The following is a 23,945-nucleotide window of genomic DNA, read 5'->3' on the forward strand; positions in this document are numbered from 1 at the left end:
TGCTGCGGGTATGAATCCCAATCGGCGTGAATCTAAAAATAGAGGATGATTTTTATGGCAGAGGCAAAAAATTTGACAGCACAAGACGTGCATGATTTAGTTGCAGACTATATGAACGATGAGCATGTCAAGAAGGTTGATAAAGCTTACCAGTTTGCATACCATTTGCATCAAGAGCAGAAGCGTAAATCCGGGGAACCGTATATCATTCATCCAATTCAGGTGGCAGGAATATTAGCTGAATTGCATATGGATCCTGATACGGTTGTTGCAGGATATTTGCACGATGTGGTTGAAGATACGACGGCGACATTAGCTGACGTAGAACAAGCTTTTGGACACGACGTTGCCATCATTGTTGATGGCGTTTCAAAGTTGTCACGAATCAAATATAAGTCTTCGCGAGAACAATTAGCTGAAAACCATCGTAAATTGTTACTCGCAATGTCACATGATATTCGAGTTATTATTGTTAAATTAGCTGACCGTCTACATAACATGCGGACGTTGTCTGCGTTACGAGAAGAAAAACAGAAACGAATTGCTTCTGAGACACTTGAAATTTATGCACCTTTGGCTGATCGGCTTGGAATCATGACGATCAAGTGGGAATTAGAGGATATGGCGTTACGCTATCTTAACTTTGAAGCGTATCACGATATTGCAAAGTCCATGAACTTACGACGTCAGGAACGACTGGAGATTGTTGATCAAGCCGTTAGTGAAATCGAGCATGCAATTACAGATTTGCATTTAGACCACACTGAGGTTTATGGACGACCAAAGCATATTTATTCAATTTACCGGAAGATGGTTGATAAAAATAAGCGCTTTGAAGAAATTTATGACCTATTAGCCATTCGTGTGTTAGTTGACACCATTCCCGAAACATATGCAGTTTTGGGAGCAATTCATGCACGTTGGACACCAATGCCTGGCAGATTTAAAGACTATATTGCTTTACCAAAGGCAAATGGGTATCAGTCATTACATACTTCTGTCATTGGACCAGGGGGACGCCCACTAGAAGTTCAAATTCGTACGTATCAAATGCATGAAATTGCCGAATTTGGTATTGCTGCCCACTGGGCATATAAGGAAGGTAATTTTGCTGGCGCCGATGTTCAGAATGCTGATCAGCAAAAGTTAAATGTGATTCAAGGGATTTTAGAATTACAAGTAGATGCGCAAGATGCTGATGACTTTATGGAGTCAGTTAAAGGTGATTTATTTACTGACCGCATTTTCGTCTTTACACCAAAAGGCGATGTGATCGAAATGCCTAAGGATGCTGGTCCACTAGATATGGCGTATACGATTCATACGAATGTTGGTAATCATACTGTTGGTGCTAAGGTCAATGATCGGATGGTACCGTTGGATTTTCCAATCAAAACGGGTGACATTGTTGAAATTTTAACATCGCCAAACGCCCAACCTAATCGGGATTGGTTAACGATGGTGTCTACGCGTCGGGCGCGTAATAAAATTAGACAGTATTTCCGTAAGCAGGACAAAGCTGATAACATCGAAGCCGGTAGAAAAATGGTGGCTGACTGGTTAGAAGATGAAGGTTACGATGTTGAAGAACTGATGCAACCTGAAAATGAGGAACATGCAGCTGAAAAAATGCATTTCTTAGCAGTTGATGATATGTACGCCTCACTTGGATTTGGTGATATTAAACCACAAGGTGTCGCTAACCGTTTTTCAGAAGAGAAACGTGCTGAGATTGAAACTGCCCGTCAAGAAGCTGAGCAAAAAGCAATCTTAGAACATCATCAAACAATCGAAAAAGAAACGAAATCTGCAAAAAATCATGCACATCGTGAAGATCGAATCGTGATTCAAGGTGTCGATAATATGCTGGTTCGCTTGGGGCATTGTTGTACACCTGTACCTGGGGATGAAGTTATTGGCTACGTCACCAAGGGGCGTGGTGTATCAGTACATCGCTTGGGATGTCCTAATCTCAAGGCTGCTGAAGTGGAAGGTAATCGATTGGTTGATGTGGCTTGGGAAAACCCAGCAGGCAATAGCAAAACAGAATATGATGCTGATTTACAGGTCTCAGCAACCAATCGCAACCGTTTATTGAATGATGTTATTCGGATGGTCAATAATACAACTCGCTCATTAAATTCGGTCAATGGGCGCGTCGATCATAACAATGATGTGCGCATTTCAATTAGTATCGGTGTAAAAAACTTAGAGCAACTCGAATCAATCATGGTCAATATCCGAGATGTTAAAGATGTTTATGAAGTAAAGCGAGCATTCAAATAATGAGAATAGTTCTACAAAGAGTCAAATCAGCTAGTGTATCAATTGATGAAACGGTTGTTGGCAAAATTGGTGTTGGCTTTGTATTACTGGTTGGCATTGCTGATAGTGATACGGAAGCTGAATTAGATTATTTAGTGAGAAAAATAACAAAATTAAGGGTATTTGAAGATTTAGTTGGTAAGATGAACTTGGCTATTGAGGATGTTGGTGGACAAATCTTATCAATTTCACAATTTACGTTATATGCTGACACTAAAAAAGGTAATCGTCCCAGTTTTACGAAAGCAGGCGCACCTGATTTTGCTGACAAGATGTATCAGTTGTTTAATAAAAAGTTGCGGGATACAGGCTTAACTGTCGAGACTGGTGAATTTGGTGCAAATATGCAAGTTCAACTAATAAATGATGGTCCAGCCACAATAATCTTTGATACTGAAAATAAGTAAAATATGTGAATTTAGATAGAAAGTACTAGCCAAAACGTATAAAAGCGTGTAGTATTTGATTTATATTTAAGGTACATGTAAAGTGTGCCATGATATAGTATTTGTATAGAAAGTAATTATTGTGAAGGGAGTAACATTATGGCAGAAAAGTTAATTCAATTGCGTGTCGAGGACAATGTTAAAGACAAAGCAGATGAAATTTTTAAGTCACAAGGTTTAACCACGCAGACTGCGATCAAAATCTTCTTGACACAGGTTGCAAATACTGGTGAATCACCATTCAGCAACTTGTTTTCACGCAATTTATCAAAGTAAATAAAATTTCGGTTGGGCGTATGCTTCAAGTTCCTGGGTGGGTAACCAGTTAGGATTGAAGTATACGTTTTTTTTGGAGGTTTATATGGGAATTTTGGGACAATTAATCATTTTAATTATTGTGACTTTTATTATGGGGCGCATCGGGCAAAAACTTGGATTTGCAGAAGTTGTTGGTCAGCTGATTGCGGGTATAATCATCGGACCAGCACTTTTACACTGGGTAACGACAGGAGAAACAGTCAGTTTTTTGTCAGAATTGGGTGTCTTGCTACTAATGTTTACAGCGGGGTTAGAGACAGATATTGGTCAATTGAAACGCAATTTAAATGGGGCAACTTTAACCGCTATTATGGGCGTGGTGGTTCCGTTAATATTGTTCATAGTAGTCGCTTTAGTATTAGGCTATCAGTTTAATATTTCTATTTTTTGGGGTATTGTATTTGCTGCAACATCAATTTCAATTACCATTAGTGTGTTAGGCGAATCTGGACAACTGGGATCACAGGTTGGTGCAGTCGTTCTAGGAGCGGCTGTTTTGGATGATATGTTAGCCTTGTTATTGGTTGGGGCATATGTTTTAGTATTTGGTGGACAAGGTCTGAGTTTATCAACGTTATTACCAATTGTGGTGTTTATTTTAGGGTTAGTGGCTGATCGATTACCGAGTTCAGGAAAAATCCTAAAGTTTGCCAACTTATTAGGTACTTGGACGCTATTTCCGATCTTCTTTGGCTCAATTGGATTACATATTTCTTTGAATGGACTACAAAAAACGTGGCCTTTGATTATTGTTTTAACCGTGTTGGCGGTAGCAACAAAATATTATGGTGCGCAATGGGGAGCCAGGCTTGCCAAGTTAGATAAACCAGCCGCACGGGCAGTCGGGGCAGGTATGGTTTCAAGAGGTGAAATGGCGCTCGTCGTTGCTCAAATTGGGTTAAGTGCTGATTTGATCGCTAAAAATATTTTTGGTGATATGGTCTTTGTGATTATTATCTCAACAATCATTGCGCCGTTACTATTGCGGCCGCTGCTTAAAAGAATTTAGCAAAAAGGAGAGCGAGACAAAAGTTGTTTTGAAGCCGGTGTGACACGTGATTTGCGTCATTTTTGGTCGTAGCAAATCGAAGGACAGGAATGGCATAAATTGCGTTACATTGAGACTTCAGACTTTTGGAACGCATTTATGCTATAAAAATTTAATGCTGATAATTAATACATTTTTAGCAAAAAGAAGTTGGAACAAATTTTTTTGTTCCAACTTCTTTTGTTTTTTCATTTATTACAATGGCTCAATATCGTAGCGTTTTGTACGTAATTCACGCTTCTGGGCTTTCGTTGGCTTATACAGGAATTCAAAATAAGCAGCACGCCAATCATCAAATGATGAGGCTAATGTTGCGATTTCTTCAGGAATTTCTTGGCGCGGCACACGATCAAGATCAGGGTGCTCGGCAAAGTAACTATCTAACCAAGTTGAAATTTTTTCGTGACCAGCATTTTCAGCCTCAACGTTAAACCAGTTAGTTGGTTCAGGTTTAATCAAGGTATCATCAACATCAAATAACTCCATGGTACCGTGTACTTTAAATGGGCGGATTAGAGTGACTTCAGGATTAAATTTCCAAACAAAATTGCCAGGTGCAGTTTCTTCAACATCCTCTAATTGCACGACGGCATCAGCCATACTTGATGGTAAGCCACTTTGCTTAAGCGCATAAGAGGTTACAACTAAATCACCACGATGTTCTGTTCCAAACGGATAAACAACACCAATCTTGGCACCCACAAGAATGTCGATCAGTACTTGTGGTTCCATACCAATTGCTTTCATAAATGATTAACTCACTTTCAAATTATTACTAACTATTTTAGCAAAAAAATATTGTTTTTGGCGAGACAAACAAGAGAATCTGGTTTGCATATATCATATCCAATGTATATCTGTTAAGATAATTAGATATAGTGAGCAAGATTACTGGCGCTATGATGCTGGTTATGAATAACCTTTACCAGTGCTGTGGCATCGGACTTATAGAACAATAGATGCAGCTGATGTAAAAGGATGGAGAAAAATGACACATAAACTTGGAGACGTGATTACAGCTAAAGTAACTGACGAAAATGATCGTTATTACTACGCACAAATTGACGGTGAAACATACGAGATTGACAAATCAGAATTAAAGAAGCCATTATCGATTGGTGGACTAGTTTCAGGATTTGCCTACGAAAATGAAAAACATCAATTACAAATAACGAAGAATCTACCAGAGGTTCGCCTTGGTCATTATGCCTGGGGAACAGTGACAGATATTCGTCGTGACTTAGGTGTCTTTGTTGATATTGGGTTACCTAATAAAGATGTGGTGGTTTCTTTAGATGAACTGCCAACTATTAAAGAATTATGGCCACAGCGTGGGGATAAGCTAATGATTACGCTACGCATTGATAAAAAAGATCGTCTGTGGGGCGAACTGGTTACCTCAGATATTCTGCAAGCAGTTAGAATTCCAGCGAAGCCAGATATGCATAACAAACAAGTCCAGGCAACGGCCTACCGCTTAAAGAAGGTTGGTACATTGGTCGTTACTTCAGACTATAACTTTGGGTTTATTCATCCTGATGAACGACAACGTGAGCCCCGTTTAGGTGAAGTTGTATCTGCACGAGTAATTGGTGTGCGCCCTGATGGTGTATTGAACTTATCATTGCGCCCACGAGCATATGAAGCTATCCCAGAAGATGCTCAGATGTTGTTAACGTTGTTAGAACGTTCAACAACCCACAGTTTACCGTTCACAGATAAATCAGATCCTAAAGCAATTAAGAAATATTTTGGTATGTCAAAATCACAATTTAAACGTGCTGTAGGTCGTTTGTATAAAGAACGTCGCATCACACAAAATGAGAACGGTCTTTTCTTAGTAGAAAGTGAAGGCGAATAGGATGAAAGTGCAGGTAGGACCATTTGAGGATGTTTTGGTTGACTACCTTCATTATCTAACTGTTGAGAGAGGCTTATCAGCTAATACCAAGCATTCCTACCAACAAGATCTTGTCCAATTTTTTCAATATTTGTTAGCTGAGAAATATGATACGTTGACAGCAGTTGATCGTTTTACAATCATGGCATTTTTGGGACAGTTAGAACAAAAAGGCAAGTCACGTAATACAATTATTCGCATGGTATCGACTTTGCGAAAGTTTTTTGAATTTGTTCAAATGAATAATTTGATAACCAGTAACCCGATGGATCAAGTAGATTCACCCAAAAAGGCGCAGCATCTACCAGCAGTATTGACTTTAGAAGAAGTTGAAGCGTTGTTGCAGGTTCCTGATACAAACACGCCACTTGGGTTACGAAATCGAACAATACTTGAAGTCATGTATGCGACAGGTTTACGTGTCAGTGAGTTGGTCAATTTACGCTTAGATAATTTACATTTGGACTTAGGTCTCATTCAAACGATTGGTAAAGGGGACAAAGAGCGGATTGTGCCAATTGGTGATGTTGCAGTCAAGTGGTTAGAGAACTACTTAAATAATAGTCGCCCGTTGCTAGGTAAACAGCAAGATCCACACGTTATTTTTTTAAATGATCACGGTCATCAGTTAACACGACAAGGTGTTTGGAAATTAATTAAGCAATGGGTTAAGCAGGCTGGGATTACGAAAGATGTTTCGCCACACACTTTAAGACATTCATTCGCCACCCATATCCTCGAAAATGGGGCAGATTTGCGAATTGTTCAGGAATTATTGGGACATGCTGATATCTCAACAACGCAAATTTATACTCATATCTCAAACAAACGATTAACCGAGGTATATGAAAAGGCGCATCCTCGTGCTTAGTTTAGCTTGATTGGAGAAAAATATGTTAATTATCGTACGTAAAGATCAATCAAAAATTGTTATGGGGCTGCTGTCTTACAGTCCGAATTTACCAGATATTTTAGCTGTGCAACGTGAATATGATTGGTATCAGTCTGATGATAATCGGGATATTCTTCTATGGCGTGATGAAAATACACATCATTTTACCGTATTACTGGGGGTTGCACGTGTTTATAATTCCTTGGTGATTCGACGGATTGTTTTTAGTCCCGAAGTACAACCAAAACAAAAATTAAAACTTGGCCGTAAAATATATCAAGCGTTGCAATCTCAATATCCAGATCAAGTGATTATGGGTTCAATTGCCACACAAAAATTTGTAACGAAATGGCGAGATATGCAATGAGTGAAGAATTAACTTATCATTTAGAAGATTTTGATGGGCCATTGGATTTATTGCTCCATCTTATTCGGGTGAATGAGATGGATATTATGGATATTCCGATAGTTGAGATTACGGCACAATATCTGACATTTCTACATGCGGAACAAGAACGTAATTTAGATGTTGCTGGTGAATTTTTGGTCATGGCCGCAACGTTGATGTCAATAAAGGCCAATTACTTACTACCTAAAAATGATGTCTTTCAATATGATGAGGATTTAGCTGAATTTGTTACTGAAGAAGATCCTCGAGACACATTGATGGCACAATTAATTGAATATCAGCGCTATCAACAAGCTGCAGGTGATTTACGTGAACGAGAAGAAGAACGTCAATTACAGTTTTCTAGAGCACCGATGTCAATCCCAGACGATATAAAGGGCGCACCTCTGCCAGAAGGACTCGTATTGCGCGATCTTCAAAATGCATTTGATCGTTTGGTGAAAAAACGCTATCAAAAGCGGGTACAACCACGCTCATTGCAAGGTGATAACTGGTCAATTCAACAACAAATGACTAAAATTATGTCAAAGGTAGACACTGATCATGTTGTAACTTTTGACCAACTTTTTGCGGAAAATGCAGATAAGGATGAAATGGTCACAACATTTATGGCAATGTTAGAATTAGTGCGTCATCAGCACTTGACTATGACACAAAATAATTTATTTGACCGAATTGATGTTTCACGCGGTAAGGTACCCTACCAGCAGGAAAGTAGAGAGGATGAAGAGGCTGATGCAAAATAGCTTACAACAAATTGAAGGATTATTATTTGTTGCAGGAGATGAGGGTATCTCTTTGGCAGAACTGTCAGCAGCAACACAATTTTTAAAGCCAGCAGTTAATGGTCTACTAGACGAGTTGGCGATTAAGTATGCGCAAGATGAAAGTTGTGCTTTTGAAATTCTCAAAACAGATGATCGTTATCAATTAGTGACGAAGGCAAATTTATCAGAAACCATTCATCGTTTCTTTACAGCGCCACTAACAACAGCTCTATCACAAGCATCATTGGAAGTTCTAGCTATTATTGCTTATAAACAACCGGTTACACGTGTTGAGGTAGATGAAATTCGTGGTGTCCAATCACAATCGACCATCCAAAAATTAATTCTTCGTAATTTAGTAACGGGTAAGGGAAGATCGACTGAACCAGGACGACCAATTCTTTATGTGACAACCAACTATTTCCTAAATTATTTTGGGTTAACCAGTTTAGATGAGTTACCACCGTTGGTTACTGCTAAAGCACTAGAAGATTTACAAAATCAGCAAGATGTGACGATTCCGTTATTACCATCAGAAAAACAACAGTCTTCATTTGATGTCACAATTGCTGAATTAACAAAACAATCAGAAAGTAATGAGGAAAAATAATGGCAGAACGATTACAAAAAGTCATGGCTCAAGCAGGGGTTGCCTCGCGCCGGGCTTCTGAAAAAATGATTACTGAAGGGCAAGTCACGGTTAATGGTCAGGTAATTCGAGAGTTAGGAACGAAGGTTGAGCCCACTGATCACATTGAAGTAAATGGCACACCAATTGATTCAAAAGAGAAACTAGTTTACTTCCTATTGGATAAGCCACGCGGTGTTGTAACGACTAATTCTGATGACAAAGGGCGTCAAACGGTCATGGACATTGTTGATGAAACTGAACGGGTTTATCCCGTTGGACGTTTGGATTATGATACGACTGGTGCATTGCTATTAACCAATGATGGTGATTTAGCTAATAAGTTGATGCATCCTAAGTATCGCATTGATAAGGTCTATGTTGCCAAGGTCAAAGGTATTCCAACGAATGAGGAATTAGAAAAATTGCGTCATGGTGTGACTGTAAAGACTGTCCAAAATGGACGTCATTATACCTTTAATGCGGCACCAGCTCATGCAGAAATCTTATCAACTGATAAAAAGAAGCACACGGCAATCGTCAAATTAACTATTCATGAAGGTAAGTATCATCAAGTGAAAGAAATGTTAAAATCAGTTGGTCATGAGGTTATTAAGCTAACTCGTGAACGTTATGGGATGCTTGACTTGACTGGTTTGACACCTGGTGAATACCGCCCATTGCGTCATGAAGAGGTCCAAGCGCTCAAGTCTGGGCGTCAATTCCGCAAATCAGCTGGTCGTTGGTAAAATGGTGGCATGAATTTTTATTGACTTTTAATTAGCAGAAAGATATGATAATAACATAACTAAATATCTTCAGGGCAGGGTGTAATTCCCGACCGGCGGTAATTTCGTTTTTACGGAAAAGTCCGCGACCCACAGTTTTGTGGTTGATATGGTGAAAATCCATAACCGACAGTAAAGTCTGGTATGCAGAAGAAATTAATGAATTTGACTGATAGAGTCGGTCTTATTTGTGTCGCCCTGACATAAATAAGATCGACTTTTTAATTATCAGCGTGGAGGATTAGGTAGTCACATGAATAAAACACGTCATTTAACAATCATTGCTTTATTGTCAGCAATTTCGTTTGTCTTGATGGTTTTCCCGCAATTTCCAATCTTACCTGGCGCAAGCTTTTTAAAGATTGATTTTTCAATTGTTCCCGTATTAATGGGAACTTTACTATTAGGGTTAAAACAAGGTTATCTTATTTTAATTTTACGGTCGGTTTTGAAACTATTACTTAATAATGAAGGGCCTGGTGATTTAATTGGGCTACCAATGAATATCATTGGTATGGCTATTTTTATTACCATAATTATTCTAGTAATGCGTCGTACAAATGTGTCTAAAAAGCAGTTTATGTGGGGAACATTGCTTGGAACGCTTGGGTTAACATTGGTGATGGTTATTCTAAATTATGTTTATGCAGTGCCATTATATGCTTTGTTTGCAAATTTTGATATCCGAGCAACAATTGGCATGGGACACTACTTACTTTGGATGGTTGTGCCATTTAACTTAATTGAAGGCGTTATTCTTGGTACTGTATCAGGCGTTGTCTTCTATTCGTTTCAGCGGGCATTAAGCAACATGCATTCACAATTAAATTAAAACACGCAGCTTGCACTTACCTCACTATTTTTTTAAACTAGACAATAGTACAGCACAAAGTGAGAGGTGGGCAATGTCGTGATAACTGATTTCCTGATTACCCTTTTTTCGCCGGTTCAACCACGGCGACATCGGGTAATTTTTGGTTTATTAAAGCGTCGTTTGACAGTATCAACAGAATATTGGGGATTACGTTATCAATTGTTACCCATTATTGGTTTATTGCCACAATTAGAAAAAAATGATTTTGATGAACAAATTGCACAGCTCATCAAACAGGGGTTGCTCATTGAACAGCAACCAAGTTCTGGACAATTATTGCTAACCGATAAGGGCGTTACTTTTCAACAGAATTATAGGCAATACCATTATCAATTAAAATACATTCCTCTAATGGTCCAACCACTAGCGAATATCCGGCAGTTCCGGGAAGCGTTTTGGTTGGCGAATCAAATCGTGTCGGAAGTGGCATATCACAACAAACACTACTATCCGTTACAAATTGATTTTAAAACGAAAAAATTAGTAAAAAATTGGTATGGGCAGACAGATAAAAAACACTTAATCAATGATTGGTTTGCAGAATTAACCGACTTTTTAAAATTACTTGATCAACAAACTGCGGATCAATTAGTTGCGACATGGGTTGGACATCAAATACCTGGACGAAATAGTGACCAACTAGATTTACCGCAATCTTGGACGGCAACTGATTTTTATCTTTGGGAAATTGATTTATTTTCTTTTTGGAGCCAGCAATTATCACAGACTAATGCTAGCAGTGAATTAAAAAGGTTATGGGAATTAACACAGCAACAAGCCAACTTGTCACCCAGCGTGCAATTAACATGCCAGCAGGTGCATCGGGGGATGTCTATTGAAACCATTAGTAAGCAACGCCATTTGAAAATCGGCACGGTTAGGGAACACTTGCTGACAGCAGCAGTTTGGCTACCTAAAGCGGATTTTCCCTATGAATTGTTTTTAAGTGCTTCAACCATTCAATATCTAGAACAACATTTGACTGGCATTATTGATAATTGGCAATTTTCCGACATTAGAACGTCAGATAACCCAAATGAGTTTTTTATCTTCAGATTATATGAAATTTACTTAACCAAACAGGGGAATTAAGCACCGATGACAATTAACTTAGAACAGGTTTTACAAGATAAATTTGGATTTGAGAGTTTTAAAACGGGTCAAAAAGAAATCCTAGCGGCCTTATTGTCAAAGCAATCAACATTAGCAATTTTACCAACAGGTGGTGGTAAGACGTTGATTTACCAGATGATGGGGGCGGTTCGAGATGGATTGGTTATGATTGTCACGCCATTACTTTCACTAATGCAGGATCAGGTTGCACGATTGAATTATCTTGGTGAAAAAAATGTGGTGGCTTTAAATTCGACATTAACATTTGAGAACAAAAAGAGTGTCCTTAAAAATTTAAATCGTTATCATTTTTTATTTGTTTCGCCTGAGATGCTCAACCAAGAACAGGTACAAACAGCTTTAAAACAAGTGAAAATTAACTTAATGGTTATTGATGAAGCTCATACAATGGTTACTTGGGGTCAGGATTTTCGACCAGATTATTTATCATTACCTAGTATTCACGAACAGCTTAATCGACCACAATTACTTTTATTAACGGCAACCGCAACACCAAGTATGATGTTAGCAATTACTGAGAATTTTCATGCGCTGCAAGATAAATGGTTTATTTATCAACAACCGGTTGATCGACCAAATATTTTTTTGCATACAGAGCAACTAACTAATGAAATTGAAAAAAAACAACGCTTAAAATATTTAATTCAGACGGTTAATGGACCTGGTATCGTTTATTTTACTTCACGTAAGCTAGCAACAAGCATGGCGGAGTGGCTAACAAATGAAACTGGACAACGGGTCGTTGCATACCATGCTGGTATGGATACAATGTCTCGGTATCGTGTACAACAACAATTTATGCAGGGAGAGATCGATGTCATTACGGCGACTTCCGCATTTGGCATGGGCATTGATAAAGAAGACATTTGTTTTGTCATTCATTATCATTTGAGCAATGATCTTTCAAATTATCTGCAAGAAATTGGTCGTGCAGGACGTGACGGACAACAAGCGGTTGCAATCTTATTGTATGTACCTGGGGATGAACGTATTCAATTTAATTTGATTGATCAAACCATCCCTGATAATTATGCGATTCAAAGTTATTTGGAGCAGTCGTTGGTGACAACACTAACACCTGAGCAGGTCAGATTATTGAATTTTTATCAAAATAAGGGCTTATCATCAGCTGAAATTATTCAAATTTTTGATAGTAGACGCGTGATGAGACAGAGTAATTTATGGTCAATGATTAACTATGCAAAGTCCGATGGTCAGCTGCGTAATCAAATCAGTCAATATTTTGGTAATGCCACTGACAACTTATCGCAAACGGATGAAAGTGTGGGTGTGACAGATTGGCATCCCAAAGAATTAAATTTCGTGCGAAAAGAAGATGGTAAACGGCAAGCAAAGGTGGTAAATTGGTCTAAACAACTAAAAAAACTATTTAATTTACAGTAAAGATTAGGTGTGACACTAACTATTTTAAGGCGGTTAGTGTATTATTAGAGATAGTAAAAAAAGAGAGTAAGGAGAGCCACCAATCATGACCGAAAAAAAGGATGAAAAACAGCCATGGGAGGCATCTTTTAAAGATGAAACAACCAACCAGTATTCAAGAACACAAAATCGACGCAAGTCACAACGTGTCAGTATGGTTGTCGGAATTCTGGTACTGATTGTCATTGCTTTGTCTTTCGTTCCTGTTTATAAGTATTTGCAGGAATTGAATAAACCAGCTGATGCCACATCGAACACTGAATTACCAGTTGCTTCATCAACGAAAACGACCACTTCAACGAATAAAGTGACCGATACCGCAAAATCAGAATCAAAAGCTAAGGTTGCTGCATCAAAGTCATCATCTGAGGCAGCGGCAGCCAAATCATCATCAGAAGCAGCAGCAAAGTCATCGTCAGAGGCGGCAGCTAAATCATCAAGTGAAGCAGAGGCAGCAGCGTCTTCTTCATCAGAAGCAGCAGCTTCATCTTCTTCAGAAGAGGCTTCTCAAACCGTTTCATTTGATTCTGGTACACTGTATAGTTTTGCCGTTGCAAATGGCACAACCCCTGAAGAGTTGTATACTTTGAATCCTGGTCTAACGGCAAGTAATTATGCATCATACTATGGTAAGGGATTAAAAGTTAAATAGAAATATTTTGATTATGATTATCAAATTGGCTGGAACGTTAATTGTTCCGGCTTTTTTTACTAAATATACCTAGTGTTTCAGCTAAATTAAGCGTAAAATAAAACAGTAATAAATTGAATAAGGATGTGGATCATGAACCCAATTCAGATTGCAATTGATGGACCAGCCTCGGCAGGAAAGTCAACGATTGCTAAAATTTTGGCTACTGACTTAAATTTTGTCTATGTTGATACAGGCGCAATGTATCGTACCGTTACACTGGCTGCGATTAAAGCAGGTGTTACGTTGACGGATGAAGAAGCAGTTGTCGCATTGTTACCTAAAATTGATATCTCGTTTAAGCCGGGTAATCCTGTACAACGTGTGTTCTTAAACGATGAAGAAGTGACTGATGATATTCGATCAGTTGAAGTAACAGCTAATGTATCGATTGTTTCAGCTTATGGTGAGGTGCGTACTGCAATGACTGACTTGCAACGTAATATTGCAAGTGAGGGTGGTGTCGTGATGGATGGACGAGATATTGGCACCACGGTATTACCAAAAGCTGAAGTCAAGATTTTTTTGATTGCCTCAGTTCATGAACGAGCAGTCCGCCGTTTTAAGGAAAACCAAGCAAAAGGTATGACAACGACGTTAGCGGGCTTAGAAACAGCAATTGAAAAAAGAGATTACTTAGATTCTCACCGTGAAATATCACCACTAAAAAAAGCATCCGATGCGGTAGAATTGGACACTACTGGACTATCAATTTCAGAAGTGGTTGCTGAAGTAAAACGCATTATTGAAAATAAATTACAAAATTAATAAATACAACTCAAAAAAGTGTAAAAAGCACTGGTAATATATACCAATATTGGGTATAATATTCATTAGAGTCGTGTGACCAGGAGGATATATTGTAATGAACGAAGAGAACAACGAGCTATTGGCAGCTCTTGACAGCGTAGCCGAAGTTAAAGTTGGCGATGTAGTTAAGGGTGAAGTCTTGGCAATTGATGATAATCGTCAAGTTATCGTAGGTATTGAAGGTGCCGGCGTTGAAGGTGTAATTCCTTTGCGCGAATTGACAACTGACCGCGATGCGGACGTAAATGACCTTGTCAAGGTTGGAGACGTGTTGGATTTGGTAGTTGTATCAACTATCGGTTCTGACAAGGAAGGTGGATCATACCTATTGTCAAAGCGTCGTCTTGAAGCTCGTCGTGCTTGGGAAGAAATCGCAAGCAAGCACAGTGTTGACGACATTGTGGAAGCCCCAGTAACGCAAGCCGTTAAGGGTGGTTTGGTTGTTGATGTTGAAGGTGTACGTGGATTCGTACCTGCTTCAATGATTGAGAACCGTTTCGTGCAAGATTTGAACCAATACAAGGGTCAAACTATCCGTGCAAAGATTATTGAAATCAATGCTGCAGATAGCCGTTTGATCTTGTCACGTCGTGATGTGTTGAATGAAGAGCGCTCAGCTGCTTTGGCACGCATCTTTGATGAACTATCAGTTGGTGATGTCATTGAAGGTAAAGTTGCTCGTATGACTAACTTTGGTGCATTTATTGACCTTGGTGGTGTTGATGGATTGGTACACGTATCTGAAATCTCACACGAACGCGTTTCACAACCTTCAGACGTTTTGTCAGTTGGTGAAGAAGTTAAGGTTAAGGTTTTGGGCTTGGATCCAGAACGTGAGCGTATCTCATTGTCAATCAAGGCTACACAACCAGGACCTTGGGATGCAGCTGCTGAAAAGGCACCAGCTGGTACAGTTCTAGAAGGAACTGTTAAGCGCGTGGTTGACTTTGGTGCATTCGTTGAAGTGTTCCCAGGTGTTGAAGGTTTGGTTCACGTTTCACAAATCTCACACAAGCACATTGCTAACCCTAGTGATGTATTGAAGGCTGGTGACAAGGTTCAAGTTAAGGTTTTGGATGTTAACCCAGAACGTCAACGTTTGTCATTGTCAATCAAGGCTTTGGAAGAGGCACCTGCACACGAGGAAAATGATCGTCCTCGTCGTTCACGTCGCCCTCGCCAATCTGCACCTACTAACTACTCAACTTCTGAAGAAGAAGGTTCAGCAACGTTAGGTGATGCTTTTGGTGACATCTTCAAAGATTTTAACTAAGCATTAGAATAGTTTAAAACAGTTAGAGGCTGGGACAGATGTTGTCTCAGCCTCTAATTTTTGTGCTAAAAGTTATTAATTAAACGCATGTTAGTTTGATAGCATAAATGCGTTCCAAAAGTCTGAAGCCTCAATGTAACGCAATTTATGCCATTCCTGTCCTTCGCTTTGCTACGGCAAAAATGGCGCAAATCACGTTACACACCGGCTTCAAAACGACTTTTGTCTTGCTCTCTAATTTTTGTTTCGTATTAATTCATGTTAATATTAAACATAGCGTATACAAATTAAAACGAATTGCAATAATCTTTGTGATTCAGAAAAGAGGATAATATGGGATTTCCTGTTGTGGCTGTTGTTGGTCGTCCAAACGTTGGTAAATCAACAATTTTTAACCGCATCGCGGGTGATCGAATTTCAATTGTAGAGGATACACCAGGTGTCACACGTGATCGTATTTACACGCGTGCTGAATGGTTGACTCATGAATTTCGATTAATTGATACCGGTGGAATTGACATGGGTGATGAACCATTTATGTCACAAATTGTGCAACAAGCTGAAATTGCGATTGACGAAGCTGACGTGATTGTTTTCATGGTTTCAGCCCGTGAAGGATTGACAGAAGCTGATGAACGTGTTGCTAAGATATTATATCGATCAAAAAAACCGGTTGTTTTGGCTGTTAATAAAGTTGATAATATTGAATTGCGATCAGAAATCTATGAATTTTATGCATTAGGATTTGGTGATCCATATCCAATTTCTGGTGCACATGGTACGGGATTAGGAGACTTACTAGACCAAGTTGTTGCTAATTTCCCAGAGATTGAGGCACAAGAAGAAGACGATGCAGTACGTTTTTCATTCATCGGTCGTCCAAATGTTGGTAAGTCATCATTAGTAAATGCTATTTTAGGCGAAGAACGAGTGATCGTTTCGGACATTTCCGGAACAACACGTGATGCAATTGACACAAGATTTACTTCAGCTGATGGTGATGAATTCGTTATGGTCGATACCGCCGGAATTCGTAAGCGTGGTAAAGTGTATGAATCAACTGAAAAATATTCGGTTATGCGTGCTATGCGTGCCATTGATGATTCCAACGTCGTGTTGGTTGTCTTGAATGCGGAGGAAGGTATTCGCGAACAAGATAAACATGTGGCAGGTTATGCGCATGAAGCTGGTCGAGCTGTAATTATTGTTGTGAACAAGTGGGATACCCTTGAAAAGGATAATCATACGATGGCTGATTTTGAAAATCAGATTCGTCAAGAGTTCCAATACTTGTCATATGCACCAATTGTTTTTGTTTCTGCTATGACTAAGCAACGTTTGAATAAATTACCAGCCTTAATCAAGCAAGTAAATGATAATCATCAAAAGCGCATTCAGTCAGCAACGTTAAATGAAGTTATTATGGATGCCTTGGCACTAAACCCAACTTCAACAGTTAATGGTAAGCGATTGCGTGTTTATTATGCGACACAAGTTGCTATTCAACCACCAACGTTTGTTGTCTTTGTAAATGATCCTGAGTTGATGCACTTTTCATATGAACGTTTCCTAGAGAATCAAATTCGTAAATCATTTGATTTTACAGGAACACCAATTCATTTGATTAAACGAGCACGAAAATAAAAATAAACTTAATCTAAGCTTCTTTCATCACAATTTTATGAAAATGTTTAAGGATATGACAAAAACCTTGTCATATCAACGTTTTAAGACATTTTTTACTTGTAAGAAGCGTATAATTATGATATTCTAAATATCGAAATCTAATTACAGATTCAATCTAAATTTATTGGCACTTAGCTAATAATACCTATGCAGGAGGAAAACTAAATGGCTAACAAGCAAGAATTAGTAACTGATGTTGCAACTGCAACTGGTTTGACAAAGAAGGATGCAACTGCTGCAGTTGATGCAGTGTTTGCTTCAATCCAAGAAACTTTGGCAAAGGGTGAAAAAGTCCAATTAATTGGCTTTGGTAACTTTGAAGTACGTTCTCGTGCAGCTCGTAAGGGTCGCAACCCACAAACTGGTGAGGAAATCGAGATTGCTGCATCAAAGATTCCTGCATTCAAGCCTGGTAAGGCATTGAAGGATGCAATCAAGTAAGTTGTATCAAAAAAAGAAGTCGTGGTAACACACGACTTCTTTTTTTGTACCTACGCTTAATAAGTCTATGTTTACAGTCAGTAATTTGTGCTAAACTTAAATTTAATTATTGTAAAAGAGGTATTGCGATGGTGGTAGGGAAAATCATAACAATCGCTGGTTCTGATATTTTATCTGGCGGTGGTGTTCAAGCTGATTTATCAACGTTCAATGAATATGGTTTGTTTGGCTTAAGTGCAATTACAAGCATTGTGACTGTTAATCAACACGATTTTGATATCCATGAGGTACCAATATCTGTGTTGGCGAAGCAATTGACGTCCCTGGGAGAGTTGTCAGACATTAAGGGAATTAAAGTCGGTTTGTTACCCTCTGTTGCACATATTGATTTAGTTAGTCAGTTTATAAAACAATATGTTGGACAGGTGCCAATAGTGATTGATCCAGTGATGGCATTTAAAGAAACTGATTCAGTTAATGCCTCAGAATTAACCACTGCAATTAAGCAAAAGTTATTACCATTAGCAACGGTTGTGACACCTAATCTGATTGAGGCCGAGTTACTAACACAACAGACCATTCATTCTGAGGCTGGCCTATTGACGGTTGCTGAAATGCTTCATAAAATCGGTCCCAAGACGGTTGTTGTTAAAGGTGGTGTTCGCTTAGACGGTGACATGGCATCAGATGCAGTGATTTCTGAAGATACAAAAAAAATTATTAAATTACCCAAAATAGCACGACCATTTAATAATGGTGCAGGCTGTACATTTTCTGCGGCAATTGCCAGTCAAATCGCTCAAAATGTTCCCGTGTTAATGGCGATTGATGATGCAAAAGATTTTGTCCATCATGGTATTTTGCATGGTGTTAATTTAAATGATGATTTTAAGATTGGTAATGTTTGGCAGGCAGCACGCCGGCGTAAGGGGTAAAATAAATGAAAACAAAACAACTCACTATCGGGGCGGTTTTAATCGCCATTAATATTGTATTAAGTTACGTCGCTAAATTACCAACACCCACCGGATTTGTCTCTTTGGTTGAAACGGGTATTTTTATTGGTGCTTGGCATTTTGGACCTAAAATGGGTCTGGCAGTTGGTGGATTGACTGGTTTTTTGTTGGATTTATTTGCGGGCTATCCACAATGGATGTTTTTTTCATTGATTATTCACGGAACAGAAGGCTGGATTATTGGGCACTATAATGTTGAAAAAACAGTCGGTGTCCGTATATTAGGGAATTTCTTAGGCGGTTTGACAATGGTAGTTGGCTATTGGGTAGCAGGTACTTTCTTACTTTGGGTTACAGGTGGCTCAAAGATGTCTTTGCAATCAGCAGCATTAGCTGGTTTAACGGATGTGCCTGCTAATATTGTCCAAGTCTTAGTTGGTTTTATTTTGGCATTGATTGTGAGCGTACCATTGCGTAAGTGGATACGTTAATGAAAAAAATATCAAGTTATAAAAAAGCGAGACAAATTGCGCTACATTGAGGCTTCAGACTTTTGGAACGTGTTTATGCAATTAAATTGCCGTGCTTTTAATTAAGATATTTTTAGCAAAAAGAAGTTGGCACATTTTCCTTTGTCCCAACTTCTTTTTGTTTTCTAACTGAAAAATAACCTTTAGAATGACAATTAATAGTTAAATAATCAATGAAAATTAGAGGAAAATTTGATTATGAAGTTTTTACATACAGCTGACTGGCACATTGGTAAGGAGTTAGGGGGCTACTCACTACTGGCAGAGCAGCAAACAGCTTATCAACAAATTAGGGATTTAGCAGTTAAGGAAGAAGTAGATGGTGTAATTATCGCTGGTGATTTGTATGATCGGGGTATTGCACCTATTTCAGCAGTCAACAGTTTAGAAGGTATGTTAAAAGATCTAAATATAACGTTTAAAATGCCCATTTATGCTGTTTCAGGAAATCATGATGGTGCAACCAGGTTGGGCGCAGGGCGTGAGTGGCGTGAAAAAAATCAATTATATTTAAATACAACCCTTGCAGATACCTTTAAACCAGTTGAGACACAGGATACACAAATATTTTTATTGCCTTTCATTGAACCTTCAATGGCCCGTGTTTATTACGGTATAACAGAGGACGAAGCATCTCAGTATCAAACAATTAATCAGGTTATGCCTCGTATCGTGTCAGAGATGGTTGCCCAGTTTAAACCAGAAATGAACCATGTATTAGTGACCCACTACTACGTTGTTGGTAGTAAAAATCAAGATTATGAGTTTACTAGTGAAACAAACTCACAAGTTGGTGGATTGCGAGGCTTGGATGACCAACTATTTCAGGATTTTGATTATGTTGCGCTCGGACATTTACATCTACGACAAGCTAGTCCGAGTGATGTTGTGCAATATTCAGGTTCACCAATTAAATTTAATACCAAAGAAGCCCAGTCTGAAAAAGGGGTCTATATTGTTGAAATCAAAAATCATCAAGTGAGAACAAGTTGGCACCCTTTGTTACCTAAAAAGGATTTGATTCTGTTAACTGGTACGTTTGAACAATTAATTGATGCCGATTTTTATCAGCAATACGAACGAGGTCATAAAAATTATTTTAGTATTAAAATTCAGGGACATGTCACGGCAACGAATGCACGGGCGATGTTAGCTGAAATTTATGGGGATGTTGTAGAAGTTAAATATGATTTGCCAAAATTAGTTCAGAATCGACAGGATATACCGGAAATTAAAGCTGATGATGGTAACGATGATGTCATGATTGCTAATTTTTATCAATTTGTAACTGGTAAACAGTTAAATAACAATCAAAAAAAACTTATTGATGATACTTTGAGCCAGCTACATCAACAGGAGGAAGAAAACTAATATGCGTCCTATAAAATTACAGTTGAACAATTTTGGACCGTATGATCATGCAGTGATTGATTTTTCGAATTTTACAGAATCTAAATTATTCTTAATCACAGGTGATACAGGTGCTGGTAAGACAACTATATTTGATGGTATGACCTATGCGTTATTTGGTGAAGGCACTGGTGAACGCCAACCGGAAGATATGCGCAGTGAATTTGCGGATACAGTTTCTGAAACAAAAGTCATTTTTTGGTTCGAACATAATGGTCATTTCTATGAAATTAAACGAACACCAACGCAGATGCTGAAAAAAAAGCGGGGAGCAAAATCAGATTTGGATTTAACCGCTCATAAAGCCACGGTTTCTCTTTTAGAAGTCGACAACACACTCAAAACGCCTGTTGCTGCACTAGGAGATAAGGCGACTGTTGTTAATGACCAAATTAAAGAATTATTGCATTTGAATGCTGAACAATTTCGCAAAATCATTTTGTTACCGCAAGATAAATTTCGTGAATTTTTAAGTGCTCAAAGTGATGAAAAAAAGGTAATTTTACGCCAATTATTTGGTACAGCAATTTTTGATCAATTTACTAATGAGTTAAAGCAACAACAAAAAATATCTGACAGTAATTTGGAAAAAATTGTTTTTCAACGAAATGAACGACTAAATCAAATTAGTTGGCCACAAGATGATATTGAAACAAGCGCGCCAACTGCAGAAGAAAAATTGGCAGTCTTGATTCAGATGAATAAAGATATGCGGGTGACAATAACTGAGCAAGGTAATCAGCTAGCAGTTGCTCGAAAAAAATTGCAATCTGTGCAGCAAGAATATCAAGATGGACGACGAATTGCTGATTTATATACACAATTAGCAAAACGACAACAAGATTTACAAGAAAAAAAGACGTTTAAACCAGAAATTGACCAGAAAACAGTTTGGTTGCGCACATTACGTTGGGGTGCAGCACAACGTTCAATAGTTGATAAGCAAGATCAATTGAATGCGCAACTTAATGAAACGTCAGAAAATAAGCAACAAATTGATAAAGCAATAAGTGTCCTAAAACAACAACAATCGAGTTTAAAGGACGCGCAAGCAAAGCATAATGAACAACAGGAAAACATTGCTGAGAAACGGGTGACGCTACAACAAATTCAAAGTGATTTACTTCCTAAATCGCGTCAACTGACGAAAGCTCAAGAAAAATTGCAACAAGCGATTGCAGCAATAAAGTCAGGAGAACAAACACAACAAGTCTTAACAGGACAATGCCAAACTGCTCAAAGCGACTTAGCTACACAACAAAAACATTTATCTGATAAACAGAAAATTGCCGTAAATGAAATTAATTTAACAAGGTTGATTTCACAGATAGCGTCTCTAGATGAAAAAAGTAGTGAGTATGACTCCCGCCAGATAACTTTAAAAGAAATAAAAGCACAAGCAACCGAATTAGCAGGACAAGTGGCTACGGCAGAAAATAACCAAGCTTTGCAACTTCAAAAATTAAAGGAACAGCAATCTTTACGTCGGAATATCTTAATTCAGCAACTAAAGCAAGAATTACAGGTTGGTGAGCCTTGTATCATTTGTGGCCAGATTTACCAAGGGCAACAGCATGAACATGAAATGGATAGTTCAATTTCATATATAGATTTAAAAAATGCCATTCAAGCTGTTGAAGAGACGGAGCTAGCAGTTAGAAAAGCGACTGCACAGTTAGCCAAAGTTAAAACGGATCACCAGACTAGTTTAACTAAAATTGATAGTGAACAAGTCTGGTTGACGTCACGAAAAAATGAAATAGCACATCTTTATGAGCAATTAAAAACCGACTGGCAGCAGATCATGGGGACTTTAGATCAATCTTTCAGTCAATTACCAACTGCCTTTGACAATAATTTACTCAAAGAGACTGGGCAATTGGCATTAGACTTTATGCGTGATACTAAGGTGCAGATTGATGTGTTATCACAGGATATTGTCACGAAACAGCAGCAAGTGCAACAAATTAAGGATAAAATAGTTGAAAATAATCAGACTCTAGTCTTACAGAAAAATACCAAGCAGGATTTGACTGAGGAAATTGAGCAACTCACTGGTACATCTGAAGGATTACTATCGGAGATGGCCTATGAACAAAAAATTGAGCGACTTCAAACTGAAATCAAACAATATGAGGGCTTTGGGACAAAGTTAAGAGAACAATTGTTAACTAACGAAAATAGTCAGCAGGAAAAGCAACAACAATTGACAGGCGTTCAGCAAAAATTACAGCAAATTCAAGACGATTTAGTCAATGAACAGAAGATTTTAAATGAGTCAATTGATGAAGGCCCGGTTAAAGATTGGACAGCATTTTCAGACTTGATGACACATTTACAACAAAATCCAGACGAAATCAATCAATTGCGTGATGAGATTATGGCTTACCAGACAAGCATCAAAAACTTGTCTTCAGAAGTAGCAGATTTACAACACCAAATTGGTAATGAAAATCATCCTGACTTAGAAAAATTGCAAGGACTTGTTAATGAACAACAAACTTTTGTTGAGCAACAGGTTGCTGATTATACGGCTAAGAAAGCACAATTAGATCAACAAATAAAGATTGAGCTGTCGGTACAGAAATTACAAGATGAATGGTTGGCGCAACAAGCTGCTGGTAAAGATCTATTCGCATTGGTGCAAGCAGTTGATGGTAACAACGACAAGCGATTACGGCTCGAATCATTCATTTTAGGGCGCTTCTTATATGATGTGTTAGAGTATGCTAATCGTCATTATATTGGTGTTCTATCCGCTGGCCGATACCAATTTATTTTGTCAGATCGACAAGCAGGTCGAGCAAATCAAAATGGCTTAGACATTGACATCTATGATCAAGATGGCGGTAAAATCAGAGCGACGAGTACACTATCCGGTGGGGAGTCATTCATTGCAGCGCTTTCGATTGCCCTTTCAATGGCTGAAATTGTCCAGCATCGAGCAGGTGGTGCAAAAATTGACGCGCTCTTTATTGATGAGGGCTTTGGCTCACTTGATGAACAAACGCTTTCACAAGCTATGGAAGCTTTGAGTATGGTTGAGCAGAGTGGCCGATTAGTGGGTATTATTTCGCACGTTACGTCAATGAAACAGCAAATTCCGCAACAGTTAGCAGTTAAAAAATTAGGTAATGGACGCAGTAAATTGACTATGCATATGCTTTAGAGAGCGA

The 23,945-nt window shown here is 38.5% G+C and carries 23 protein-coding genes and 1 riboswitch; of the genes, 22 read left to right on the forward strand and 1 reads right to left on the reverse strand.

Features of this window, described 5'->3' with window-relative positions:
- The first annotated feature begins 54 nt into the window (after window positions 1-54).
- The 4 genes from ACQ4QH_RS03735 to ACQ4QH_RS03750 all read left to right on the forward strand — a co-directional run bounded on the left by ACQ4QH_RS03735 (window position 55) and on the right by ACQ4QH_RS03750 (window position 4,098).
- The gene (locus ACQ4QH_RS03735) at window positions 55-2,286 is read left to right on the forward strand and encodes a RelA/SpoT family protein (RefSeq protein ID WP_251940304.1); all 2,232 of its coding nucleotides are present in this window, start codon (window positions 55-57) and stop codon (window positions 2,284-2,286) included.
- Complete coding sequence (gene dtd / locus ACQ4QH_RS03740; protein WP_439819317.1) at window positions 2,286-2,732, forward strand: D-aminoacyl-tRNA deacylase; 447 nt, start codon at window positions 2,286-2,288, stop codon at window positions 2,730-2,732. Before ACQ4QH_RS03735 ends, dtd begins: the two co-directional genes overlap by 1 nt.
- 138 nt (window positions 2,733-2,870) lie before the next feature.
- Window positions 2,871-3,047 carry a type II toxin-antitoxin system RelB/DinJ family antitoxin gene (locus tag ACQ4QH_RS03745; RefSeq protein ID WP_002827374.1) on the forward strand — a complete coding sequence of 59 codons (177 nt, stop codon included), beginning with the start codon at window positions 2,871-2,873 and terminating at the stop codon, window positions 3,045-3,047.
- An 85-nt stretch (window positions 3,048-3,132) separates the two neighbouring features.
- Entirely contained in the window at window positions 3,133-4,098 is a 966-nt protein-coding gene (locus tag ACQ4QH_RS03750) for a cation:proton antiporter (RefSeq protein WP_251940306.1), read from the forward strand.
- A gap of 234 nt (window positions 4,099-4,332) precedes the next feature.
- Here the strand turns inward: ACQ4QH_RS03750 and ACQ4QH_RS03755 are convergent, their stop codons facing one another.
- Window positions 4,333-4,884, reverse strand: coding sequence for a hypothetical protein (locus tag ACQ4QH_RS03755; RefSeq protein ID WP_439819318.1), 552 nt, complete (start codon window positions 4,882-4,884; stop codon window positions 4,333-4,335).
- Between the two features lie 241 nt (window positions 4,885-5,125).
- Here ACQ4QH_RS03755 and ACQ4QH_RS03760 point away from each other — a divergent pair, with 241 nt between their 5' ends.
- The 18 genes from ACQ4QH_RS03760 to ACQ4QH_RS03845 all read left to right on the forward strand — a co-directional run bounded on the left by ACQ4QH_RS03760 (window position 5,126) and on the right by ACQ4QH_RS03845 (window position 23,938).
- A complete protein-coding gene (locus ACQ4QH_RS03760; protein ID WP_040760226.1) occupies window positions 5,126-5,998 on the forward strand; it encodes a CvfB family protein in 873 nt (290 codons plus the stop codon).
- A gap of 1 nt (window position 5,999) precedes the next feature.
- Window positions 6,000-6,908: a site-specific tyrosine recombinase XerD gene (xerD, locus tag ACQ4QH_RS03765; RefSeq protein WP_259703857.1), complete on the forward strand. Its 909-nt coding sequence runs from the start codon at window positions 6,000-6,002 to the stop codon at window positions 6,906-6,908.
- 22 nt (window positions 6,909-6,930) lie between these two features.
- Window positions 6,931-7,296, forward strand: coding sequence for a hypothetical protein (locus tag ACQ4QH_RS03770; protein WP_002827369.1), 366 nt, complete (start codon window positions 6,931-6,933; stop codon window positions 7,294-7,296).
- Window positions 7,293-8,084, forward strand: a complete 792-nt coding sequence (locus tag ACQ4QH_RS03775) for a segregation and condensation protein A (RefSeq protein ID WP_251940314.1) — start codon at window positions 7,293-7,295, stop codon at window positions 8,082-8,084. The genes ACQ4QH_RS03770 and ACQ4QH_RS03775 overlap by 4 nt, the downstream gene beginning before the upstream one ends.
- A complete protein-coding gene (gene scpB / locus ACQ4QH_RS03780; protein WP_002827366.1) occupies window positions 8,074-8,715 on the forward strand; it encodes an SMC-Scp complex subunit ScpB in 642 nt (213 codons plus the stop codon). The genes ACQ4QH_RS03775 and scpB overlap by 11 nt, the downstream gene beginning before the upstream one ends.
- Window positions 8,715-9,482 carry a pseudouridine synthase gene (locus tag ACQ4QH_RS03785; protein ID WP_439819319.1) on the forward strand — a complete coding sequence of 256 codons (768 nt, stop codon included), beginning with the start codon at window positions 8,715-8,717 and terminating at the stop codon, window positions 9,480-9,482. Before scpB ends, ACQ4QH_RS03785 begins: the two co-directional genes overlap by 1 nt.
- Before the next feature lie 61 nt (window positions 9,483-9,543).
- A riboswitch (FMN riboswitch) is annotated at window positions 9,544-9,680 on the forward strand.
- A 94-nt stretch (window positions 9,681-9,774) separates the two neighbouring features.
- A complete protein-coding gene (locus tag ACQ4QH_RS03790; RefSeq protein WP_002827364.1) occupies window positions 9,775-10,353 on the forward strand; it encodes an ECF transporter S component in 579 nt (192 codons plus the stop codon).
- A gap of 78 nt (window positions 10,354-10,431) precedes the next feature.
- Window positions 10,432-11,487: a helix-turn-helix domain-containing protein gene (locus tag ACQ4QH_RS03795; protein ID WP_439819320.1), complete on the forward strand. Its 1,056-nt coding sequence runs from the start codon at window positions 10,432-10,434 to the stop codon at window positions 11,485-11,487.
- Between the two features lie 6 nt (window positions 11,488-11,493).
- Window positions 11,494-12,933 carry a RecQ family ATP-dependent DNA helicase gene (locus ACQ4QH_RS03800; RefSeq protein ID WP_439819321.1) on the forward strand — a complete coding sequence of 480 codons (1,440 nt, stop codon included), beginning with the start codon at window positions 11,494-11,496 and terminating at the stop codon, window positions 12,931-12,933.
- Window positions 12,934-13,018: 85 nt separating this feature from the next.
- On the forward strand, window positions 13,019-13,624 hold the full coding sequence (locus tag ACQ4QH_RS03805; RefSeq protein WP_002827360.1) for a hypothetical protein: 606 nt from the start codon (window positions 13,019-13,021) through the stop codon (window positions 13,622-13,624).
- Window positions 13,625-13,756: 132 nt separating this feature from the next.
- The gene (cmk, locus tag ACQ4QH_RS03810) at window positions 13,757-14,431 is read left to right on the forward strand and encodes a (d)CMP kinase (protein WP_150190720.1); all 675 of its coding nucleotides are present in this window, start codon (window positions 13,757-13,759) and stop codon (window positions 14,429-14,431) included.
- A 97-nt stretch (window positions 14,432-14,528) separates the two neighbouring features.
- Window positions 14,529-15,746 carry a 30S ribosomal protein S1 gene (gene rpsA / locus ACQ4QH_RS03815; RefSeq protein ID WP_002827357.1) on the forward strand — a complete coding sequence of 406 codons (1,218 nt, stop codon included), beginning with the start codon at window positions 14,529-14,531 and terminating at the stop codon, window positions 15,744-15,746.
- Between the two features lie 333 nt (window positions 15,747-16,079).
- Window positions 16,080-17,390: a ribosome biogenesis GTPase Der gene (gene der, locus ACQ4QH_RS03820; RefSeq protein ID WP_140836921.1), complete on the forward strand. Its 1,311-nt coding sequence runs from the start codon at window positions 16,080-16,082 to the stop codon at window positions 17,388-17,390.
- A gap of 207 nt (window positions 17,391-17,597) precedes the next feature.
- Window positions 17,598-17,873 (forward strand): HU family DNA-binding protein, encoded by a 276-nt coding sequence (locus tag ACQ4QH_RS03825; protein ID WP_002827353.1) that lies wholly within the window; start codon window positions 17,598-17,600, stop codon window positions 17,871-17,873.
- Between the two features lie 128 nt (window positions 17,874-18,001).
- A complete protein-coding gene (locus ACQ4QH_RS03830; protein WP_439819322.1) occupies window positions 18,002-18,808 on the forward strand; it encodes a bifunctional hydroxymethylpyrimidine kinase/phosphomethylpyrimidine kinase in 807 nt (268 codons plus the stop codon).
- A gap of 5 nt (window positions 18,809-18,813) precedes the next feature.
- Window positions 18,814-19,320, forward strand: a complete 507-nt coding sequence (locus ACQ4QH_RS03835; protein ID WP_140836918.1) for an ECF transporter S component — start codon at window positions 18,814-18,816, stop codon at window positions 19,318-19,320.
- Between the two features lie 237 nt (window positions 19,321-19,557).
- Window positions 19,558-20,730, forward strand: a complete 1,173-nt coding sequence (locus ACQ4QH_RS03840) for an exonuclease SbcCD subunit D (protein ID WP_439819323.1) — start codon at window positions 19,558-19,560, stop codon at window positions 20,728-20,730.
- Between the two features lies 1 nt (window position 20,731).
- Window positions 20,732-23,938, forward strand: coding sequence for an AAA family ATPase (locus tag ACQ4QH_RS03845; protein WP_439819324.1), 3,207 nt, complete (start codon window positions 20,732-20,734; stop codon window positions 23,936-23,938).
- Window positions 23,939-23,945 lie beyond the last annotated feature (7 nt).

It is taken from the genome of Weissella paramesenteroides (assembly GCF_051903945.1).
GTDB classification, from domain to species: Bacteria; Bacillota; Bacilli; order Lactobacillales; family Lactobacillaceae; genus Weissella; species Weissella paramesenteroides_A.

Bases quoted from the DNA above. Each gene is read 5' to 3' on its own strand.
- ACQ4QH_RS03735 (WP_251940304.1), top strand. From the start codon at position 55: ATGGCAGAGGCAAAAAATTTGACAGCACAAGACGTGCATGATTTAGTT.
- dtd (WP_439819317.1), top strand. From the start codon at position 2,286: ATGAGAATAGTTCTACAAAGAGTCAAATCAGCTAGTGTATCAATTGAT.
- ACQ4QH_RS03745 (WP_002827374.1), top strand. From the start codon at position 2,871: ATGGCAGAAAAGTTAATTCAATTGCGTGTCGAGGACAATGTTAAAGAC.
- ACQ4QH_RS03750 (WP_251940306.1), top strand. From the start codon at position 3,133: ATGGGAATTTTGGGACAATTAATCATTTTAATTATTGTGACTTTTATT.
- ACQ4QH_RS03755 (WP_439819318.1), bottom strand. From the start codon at position 4,884: ATGAAAGCAATTGGTATGGAACCACAAGTACTGATCGACATTCTTGTG.
- ACQ4QH_RS03760 (WP_040760226.1), top strand. From the start codon at position 5,126: ATGACACATAAACTTGGAGACGTGATTACAGCTAAAGTAACTGACGAA.
- xerD (WP_259703857.1), top strand. From the start codon at position 6,000: ATGAAAGTGCAGGTAGGACCATTTGAGGATGTTTTGGTTGACTACCTT.
- ACQ4QH_RS03770 (WP_002827369.1), top strand. From the start codon at position 6,931: ATGTTAATTATCGTACGTAAAGATCAATCAAAAATTGTTATGGGGCTG.
- ACQ4QH_RS03775 (WP_251940314.1), top strand. From the start codon at position 7,293: ATGAGTGAAGAATTAACTTATCATTTAGAAGATTTTGATGGGCCATTG.
- scpB (WP_002827366.1), top strand. From the start codon at position 8,074: ATGCAAAATAGCTTACAACAAATTGAAGGATTATTATTTGTTGCAGGA.
- ACQ4QH_RS03785 (WP_439819319.1), top strand. From the start codon at position 8,715: ATGGCAGAACGATTACAAAAAGTCATGGCTCAAGCAGGGGTTGCCTCG.
- ACQ4QH_RS03790 (WP_002827364.1), top strand. From the start codon at position 9,775: ATGAATAAAACACGTCATTTAACAATCATTGCTTTATTGTCAGCAATT.
- ACQ4QH_RS03800 (WP_439819321.1), top strand. From the start codon at position 11,494: ATGACAATTAACTTAGAACAGGTTTTACAAGATAAATTTGGATTTGAG.
- ACQ4QH_RS03805 (WP_002827360.1), top strand. From the start codon at position 13,019: ATGACCGAAAAAAAGGATGAAAAACAGCCATGGGAGGCATCTTTTAAA.
- cmk (WP_150190720.1), top strand. From the start codon at position 13,757: ATGAACCCAATTCAGATTGCAATTGATGGACCAGCCTCGGCAGGAAAG.
- rpsA (WP_002827357.1), top strand. From the start codon at position 14,529: ATGAACGAAGAGAACAACGAGCTATTGGCAGCTCTTGACAGCGTAGCC.
- der (WP_140836921.1), top strand. From the start codon at position 16,080: ATGGGATTTCCTGTTGTGGCTGTTGTTGGTCGTCCAAACGTTGGTAAA.
- ACQ4QH_RS03825 (WP_002827353.1), top strand. From the start codon at position 17,598: ATGGCTAACAAGCAAGAATTAGTAACTGATGTTGCAACTGCAACTGGT.
- ACQ4QH_RS03830 (WP_439819322.1), top strand. From the start codon at position 18,002: ATGGTGGTAGGGAAAATCATAACAATCGCTGGTTCTGATATTTTATCT.
- ACQ4QH_RS03835 (WP_140836918.1), top strand. From the start codon at position 18,814: ATGAAAACAAAACAACTCACTATCGGGGCGGTTTTAATCGCCATTAAT.
- ACQ4QH_RS03840 (WP_439819323.1), top strand. From the start codon at position 19,558: ATGAAGTTTTTACATACAGCTGACTGGCACATTGGTAAGGAGTTAGGG.
- ACQ4QH_RS03845 (WP_439819324.1), top strand. From the start codon at position 20,732: ATGCGTCCTATAAAATTACAGTTGAACAATTTTGGACCGTATGATCAT.